The 7,129-nt window shown below is 73.1% G+C and carries 5 protein-coding genes; 2 read left to right on the forward strand and 3 right to left on the reverse strand.

Annotation, left to right across the window (positions count from 1 at the left end; all coding sequences use genetic code 11):
* Positions 1-135 precede the first annotated feature (135 nt).
* Positions 136-2,202 (reverse strand): discoidin domain-containing protein, encoded by a 2,067-nt coding sequence (locus tag ACFXAZ_RS14290; protein WP_384589655.1) that lies wholly within the window; start codon positions 2,200-2,202, stop codon positions 136-138.
* 225 nt (positions 2,203-2,427) lie between these two features.
* Positions 2,428-2,982: an AAA family ATPase gene (locus tag ACFXAZ_RS14295; RefSeq protein ID WP_384589482.1), complete on the reverse strand. Its 555-nt coding sequence runs from the start codon at positions 2,980-2,982 to the stop codon at positions 2,428-2,430.
* A gap of 308 nt (positions 2,983-3,290) precedes the next feature.
* Here ACFXAZ_RS14295 and ACFXAZ_RS14300 point away from each other — a divergent pair, with 308 nt between their 5' ends.
* A complete protein-coding gene (locus ACFXAZ_RS14300; protein ID WP_384589485.1) occupies positions 3,291-4,211 on the forward strand; it encodes a LysR family transcriptional regulator in 921 nt (306 codons plus the stop codon).
* A 108-nt stretch (positions 4,212-4,319) separates the two neighbouring features.
* On the opposite strand, the gene ACFXAZ_RS14305 is transcribed toward ACFXAZ_RS14300, so the two are convergent.
* A complete protein-coding gene (locus tag ACFXAZ_RS14305) occupies positions 4,320-6,053 on the reverse strand; it encodes a FadD7 family fatty acid--CoA ligase (protein WP_384589657.1) in 1,734 nt (577 codons plus the stop codon).
* Between the two features lie 342 nt (positions 6,054-6,395).
* On the opposite strand from ACFXAZ_RS14305, the gene ACFXAZ_RS14310 reads away from it, so the two are divergent.
* Positions 6,396-7,129, forward strand: a 734-nt coding sequence (locus tag ACFXAZ_RS14310) for a thiamine pyrophosphate-binding protein (RefSeq protein ID WP_384589488.1), incomplete at its 3' end; no start/stop codon positions are given.

Below are 7,129 nucleotides of genomic sequence, written 5' to 3' on the forward strand. Positions count from 1 at the left end.
GGGGGGCCCCGGGCGGGGGGGGGCGCCGCCCGTGCTCCCCCGGCGGCCCGCCGGCGGCGCTCCCCGGGGCGGGGGCCCGGCCCGCCCCGGCCGCCCCCGGAGTGGGAGTCCGATGTGCGGGCGTAGCGATCGGTGTCAGTCGCTGTGCACGGTCAGTTCATGGATCGAGTACCCCCACTCGGTACCCCGGTCCAGGAACTGGACGCGGACGTACCGGGCGGGCACCGCGTCGAAGCGGGCGGTGTCGAGTCCGCCGTCGCCGGAGGCGGTGGACCAGGCGGTCGTCCACTGCTGTCCGTCGGTGGAGAGTTCGACGCGGTACGAGGTCCCGTACGCGCGTTCCCAGTCGAGGGTGACGCGGCCCACGCGGTGGGTGGCGCCGAGGTCGAGGCGCAGCCACTGGTCGTCGCTCCAGTCACTGGCCCAGCGGGTGTCCGGGTCGCCGTCGACGGCCTGTCCGGGCGCGTAGCTGGTGAAGGGGTTCCACTCGGCCGAACTGGCGGTCGCGGCCGTGCCCCGGGCGAGATTGACGCCGGACGCGTGCTCCTCGGTGGAGCCCCAGGTGTCGAGATAGCTCTCTGCGCCCCGGAACAGGTCGTCCACCACCTCCTGGCCGCCGGTCACCCGGATGTCCTCGATCCAGTCGGGGACCAGGCCGTAGTGGGCGGCGCCGTCGGTGTTCAGGTCCCAGGTGCGCTCGCCGGTGGTCTGCCGGTCGATGACCGAGCCGCCGTCGGTGCTGGTGAAGGGGTACTGGACGGGGTCGGAGGTGTCGGCGCCGCGCGGGGCGGGCCAGCCGCCGACGCCGTTCATGTCGGTGCCGAAGCCGTAGCCGACGTCGTACTGCTCGCGCAGCGCGTCCGTCCGCTCCGCCTCCGCGGTGAACGCCTCGGAGCCGTGCATGTACTGGGCGATGAACCCGCCGAGCCCGTAGACCCGCTCGGTCCAGTCGAGGTCCATCCAGCTGTGCGAGGACAGGACGCCCGGGTAGGACGCGGACTCGAAGATGTCCAGGACCCGGCCGGTGGCCTTGACGCTCATGTGGTCGATCTCCAGCATCATCTTGCGGTCCATCATCCCGCGTACGGCGTATTCGCCGAGGTCGGTGAGCCCGCGCGTATTGCATTGCGCGTTCTCGTCGTACGCCGGGACGTCGACGTCCGCGGGGAGTTCCTCCTCGGCGCCGGGTGCGGAGGCCAGGCCGATGGGGTTGTCGTGCTGCGGGCCGGTGCACTCCTCGGTGCGCCAGAAGGTGCCGGTCGACAGGAACTGGCCGACGTTGATCGCCGTGCCGAGCGCGCCCTCGTCGAAGCGGACGCCGCACAGCGCGTTGTCGAACTTGTGGCACAGGAACATGCTGCGCACGCCGAGGTCGTACAGCTCGTCCAGTCCCTTGTCGATGTCCTCCTCGCTGCACTGCGGCACGTCCAGGATCATCTTGCAGCCGAACGGCTCGGAGGTCTCCACGCCCAGGATCACGGCCAGTTTGCCCTGTTCGATCACCTGGCGGGCCTGGGCGCTGTCGGTGACGATCCGGAACCAGCCCTTGCCGGGGCCGCCGTACATCTCGTCGATGTAGTCCTGGAGGTCGTAGGTCAGTTGCGCCTGGAGGCGGATCGACGTCATCTCGTCGCAGGAGCGGTCCTTGAAGAAGTAGACCGAGCAGATCACTCCGTTGGTGACCAGGTCGTTGACCATCACCCGCTGGCCGCCGCGCCAGGCGCGCTCGACCCAGGCGTAGTAGTTCTGCTGGTGGGTCAGGGAGTCGTACGCGGGCCAGTCCGCGAAGGTGGGCCAGCCGTCCGGGTCGTGCTTGCCGTCGCCGCCCTTGGTGATGAAGTCGAACAGGGCGAGGGAGCCGTCGGGGTAGTGCTCCGGACAGTCCTTCAGGGCGTCGGCGATGCCCTCCTCGGAGAAGGTCTGGCCGCAGATCAGCCGGCCGCCGAACGCCTCGTTGGACATCAGATGGTTGTGCGCGTCGACGAAGCCGCGGACCTCGCCGTCGGCGGTGGTGCCGGTGAAGGGCTCACCGGTGACGTTGATGGCGGAGTCCGGGGCGGGGCGGGCGGTGGGGTTCCACCAGTCGGTGCCGCCCGCGGCGGAGCTGGGCGTGGGCCCGAGGGCGAAAGCCAGGACGAACAGCAGCAGCGAGACGACGGTCAGATTCTTGCGGCGACGGTAGGGGCGTCGGGCCACGGACAGGTCACATCCCTCGGTCAGCGGGACGGCACGGTCGACGCGCCCAGCGGCGCGGGCACGATGCCCTCCCCCGATGCGGGTTTGTCATGACCGGCGCAAGGTGTGGCATGAGGATCGCCATAGGGGGCGGCACGCGTCAAGAGGCGGTGAGGGGGAAACTTACTGGACGGTAGGTACGGGGGGTTTGTCGGGGTGCCGGCGGGGAGGGAGGGCGGTGACCCAGCCGACTCAGTCCGACCGCACCCGGGCCGACGCGAGGTCGGCGAGGATCCGGGTCACCGTCTCCCGCGGTGTCAGCTCGGAGGTGTCCAGCCAGAGGCCGAGGCGCGGGGTCTTCTCACGGAGGACGTGATCGAGGGCGTCGACCGTCCAGGGGCCGTAGCCCGTCTTCGGCCGCCCGGTCTCCCTGTCGTGCACGGTCTCGGCGTCGGGGGCCAGGACGACGACGTACAGGGGGCGGGTCCGGACCCTGGTCACGTACCGGGCGAGATCCTCGCCGAGGACGATGTCCTGGACGATCGCGGTCCAGCCGTCGCGCGCGTACTCATCGGCCACCAGCGCGGAGAGCCGCTGGCGCAGATCCAGCTGGGCACGGGCCTCGGCGGTCTCCTCCGGCAGCAGCTCCTCACGGCCGGAGACGATCATCCGGCGGAAGACATCGCCGCGTACATGGGCGGCCCGGGGCAGTCGCCGGGCCAGCAGCTCGGCCACGGTGGACTTGCCCGACGCCATCACGCCGGTGATCAGGACGACCGCGGATGCGGATGCCGGTTCGCTGTGCACGTGACTCGTTCTCTCGGCTTGTTCTCTCGCGGGGTGGGGGCAGGCGGGGGTGCTCATTCGGTGTGGTCGGGATCGTACTGAGGGTGGGGGCGCGTTGGTGGAGCGGTCGGGCCGGGGGCTCGGCGGTCGCCGCCTCCCGATGGCCCAGCGAGCCGACGGCCGCTCCCGCCGTGATGATGGGAGGGACGGTCGGTGGGGGCGGGCGGACCGGGCCGCTCCCGTCGGCAGGTCGGCAGGTCGGTGGGCCTGTTTGGCCGGTCTGTTCGGCAGGTCGGCCGGTCGGTGGGTCGGTAGGGGAGGTTGCGTCCATGCAGTTCCGGCAGCTGGAGTACTTCGTGGCGGTCGCCCGTGAGCGGCACTTCGCGCGGGCCGCCGAGGCGTGTTACGTGTCGCAGCCCGCGCTGTCGGCGGCCATCGCCAAGCTGGAACGGGAACTGGACGTCACTCTGATCCACCGCGACCACACCTACCAGGGCCTGACCCCGGAGGGTGAGCGCCTGGTCGTCTGGGCTCAGCGGATCCTCGCCGAGCACGACGCGTTCAAGGCGGAGGTGGCCGCCGTGCAGTCGGGGGTCGCCGGGACGCTGCGGCTGGGCACCGTACCGAGCGCGTCGACGACCGTGGCGCTGCCGGTGGCCGCGTTCTGTACGGCCCACCCGCTGGCCAGGGTGCGGATCCGCTCCCGGTTGCCGACGGCGGAGCTGGCCCGGCAGTTGCGCGAGTTCGAGCTGGACGCCGCGATCGGGCACTTCCCGCCCCAGGACCGGGAGGAACTGCACACGGTGCCGCTGTACCAGGAGCGGTATGTGCTGCTGGCCCCCGAGGACCAGCTGGAGCCCGGGGTCGAGAGCATCACCTGGACGCAGGCGGCCCGGCTGCCGCTCGCGCTGCTGACGGCGGACCTGAAGATCGGGCACGTGCTCGACGTGGCACTGGCCGGGACCGGGATCACGGTGTCCCCGCAGGTCGAGACGGACTCGGTGGCCTCGCTGTACGCGCATGTGGGCAGCGGCGACTGGGCGAGCATCGTGCCGCACACCTGGCTGCGCGCGATGCCGGTGACCGGCCGGACCCGGGCCGTACCGCTGGTCGGGCCGGAAGCGACGGCTCAGGTTCTGCTGGCGATCCATCCCGGCGAACCCGGGGCGCCGATAGCGCGGGCGTTCCTGGAGGTGGCGACGCGGCTGTCGCTGGACGCGTTCTTCGGTACGCCGGCGGTCGCCGACTGACGGGTCGCCGACCGACGGTTCTCGGGTGCCGTGGGATGGACGGGTTCCCAGGTGCCGTGGGATGGACGGCTTCCGGGTGCCATGGGATGCGGGGCAGCGATGCCGGGGTCAGCTCGCGTACCGGGCCCGTAGCGCGCGGCGGTCCAGCCCGCCCTTGGCGGTGTGCGGCAGGGCCGCGACGACGCGGATCTGCTCCGGCACTTCGAAGGGGGCCAGGCGGGTGCGGCAGTAGCGGAGGATGCGGAGGGAGGGGTCGGAGGGGGCAGGTTCCTGCCGGTCGGGTTCTCTCGCGTCCGTCGCTCGCCCGGCGGCTTCTGCCTCGCCGGTTGCGGGGCCCCCGGCCTCGCCCTCGCCCGCTTCCGCTTCCGCGTCCGCGTCCGCGTCCGACCCGAGTATCACCACCGCCGCGCCGACCAGTTCCCCGTACGTCGGGTCCGGTACGGGGAACACGGCCGCCTCGGCGACGCCGGGGCACCCGGCGAGGATGTCCTCGACATGCTCGGGGGAGATCTTCTCGCCCCCTCGGTTGATGAGGTCCTTGATCCGCCCGGTGAGGAACAGCCGCCCGTCCTGGTCGAGCCGCCCCAGGTCCCCGGTGCGGAACCAGCCGTCCGCGAAGCTGTCGGCGGTCGTCTTCCGGTCGCCGAGATACCCCCGGACGACGGACGGGCCGCGCACCCACACCTCCCCCTCTGCACCCGGCGCCGACGCCTGTCCGTCCGGGCCGGTGATACGCAGGTCCACTCCCGTCGGCGGGCCGACCGAACCGCGCGGGCGGGACGGGTCGGGCGGGCGGGGCGGCTCACCGGTGGCCTGGTGGGTCGACTCGGTCATGCCGTACGCGCTCAGTACGGGCGCGCCGAGCAGCTCCTCCAGGGCGCGGCCGGTGGTGTCGGGGAGCGGGGCGCTGCAACTGCGGACGAACCGCAGGGGCCGCGCCCGCTGTCCCGGGTACTCGGTCGCGGAGCGGGCCAGCAGGATCTGGTGGATGGTCGGGACCGCCGTGAACCAGGTGCCGTCGGCGGCGGCGAGGTCGTCCCAGAAGGTGTGCGCCGAGAACTTGCCCCGTGCGGGCAGCACGACCCGGCCCCCGGTGGCCAGGGAGGCGAGCAGGGTCGCGAACAGGCCGTGGCCGTGGAAGAAGGGCATCGCGGCCACCGTCCCGTCGGCCGGGCCCAGCCCGTACGTGCCGGTCACCGCGCTCACCCCGGCGGCCACGTTCGCACGGGTGAGGGGCACCAGCTTGGCCTGGCCGGTGGTTCCGGCGGTGCTCAGGACCAGGGCGTCGGCGGGGGTCAGCTCCCCGGCGGCTCCCCCGCCGCCCGGCGCGGCCCGCTTCCCGGCGTCCAGGACGACCGTCCCGGACCCGGCGCCCGGGAGCACCTCCACGGTCACGGGCCAGACGGGGACCCCCACGTCGGGCGCCTCCGTCCCGGGCGTCACGACCGTCGTGCCGGGCCCGGCGAGCAGCGCCCGCGCGCCCAGGGCGGACACCCGGGCCGCCAGCTGTGACACGGGCAGCGCGGGGTCCAGCGGGGCGGTGACCAGCCCGGCCCTCGCGGCGCCCAGCAGGGCGACCGGGAACTCGGCGGTCCCGGCGCAGACCAGCCCCACCGGGTCCCCCGGGCGCAGCCCGGTGGAGGCGAGCTGTGCGGCCATGTCGTCGGCCAGCCGGTCGAGACCCCCGTACGACAGCGGGAGGCGGTCCGGGCCGACGATCAGCGCGGGCGAGCCGGGCCGGTCCCTGACGGCTGCGTCGAGCAGGTCGACCAGTCCGGTGGGCCCGGGGAGCGCGCCGGACCCGGTGGGTGCGTTGAGTCGCCCCGACCGGGGCGGGGTCATGGCGGACGGGGCCATGGTCATCACCTCCCCTAGGAGGGTGCGCCCGGCAGGGACGAGGGTCCAATACGCAGGTGCGAACGCTTGAGAGGCAACGGTTATCGAGCCAGGACGAGCGAGGGGCACGGGTGCTTCGACCTCGCTCGACAACCGTCGCTTATCGACCGGTCAGCGACAGCACTTGGACGCGGGGGCGGGGACTGCCGAACACTGGCAGGCGGATCGGAACAAACCGGACCAAATGTCCGCATAAGCCTCATACAACAAGCCTCACGCAACGGCCCGTACACCTCTCCACCTCTCCACCTCCGCACCTCCGCACCTCTCCACCCGAGGAGCCCCGCGATGACCGCTGTACCCACAGCCCCCGCAACGCCGACGACCGGGCAGAAGGCGGCCCGGTCCGCTTCCGAGCGGCAGACCGACGGCGCTCATCTCGTCGTGGAGGCGCTGCGACGCAATGGCGTCCGCAGTGTGTACGGCGTGGTCGGCATCCCGGTCACCGATCTGGCGCGGCTCGCGCAGGCGTCGGGCATCCGGTTCATCGGCTTCCGGCACGAGAGCGACGCCGGGCACGCCGCGGCGGCGGCCGGGTTCCTGACCGGGCGGCCGGGGGTGTGTCTGACCGTGTCGGGCCCGGGGTTCCTCAACGGGCTCGTCGCGCTCGCGAACGCCACCACGAACTGCTTCCCGGCGGTGCAGATCTCCGGGTCCAGCGAGCGGGACGTCATCGATCTGCGACGCGGCGACTACGAGGAGCTGGACCAGCTGGCGACGGCCCGGCCGCTGGTGAAGGCGGCGTTCCGGGTGGACCGGGCGGAGGATGTCGGGCGCGGGCTGGCGCGGGCGATCCGTACGGCGGTGTCCGGCCGGCCGGGCGGGGTCTATCTGGACCTCCCGGCGGCGGTGCTCGGGGAGGTCGTCGACGGGGCGACGGGCCGCGCCCAGCCGGGGGGGGTGGGCGGCTATGGCGGGCGGCCCGGCGCGGGGCCCCCCCAGCGGGGGCCGCGCGGGGGGGTGGGGGGCCCCCCCCCACGCCGGCGCGGCGGGCGACGGCACTCATGGGGGCGTCGATGCCC

This window comes from Streptomyces sp. NPDC059477 (assembly GCF_042749375.1).
Classification (GTDB): Bacteria; Actinomycetota; Actinomycetes; order Streptomycetales; family Streptomycetaceae; genus Streptomyces.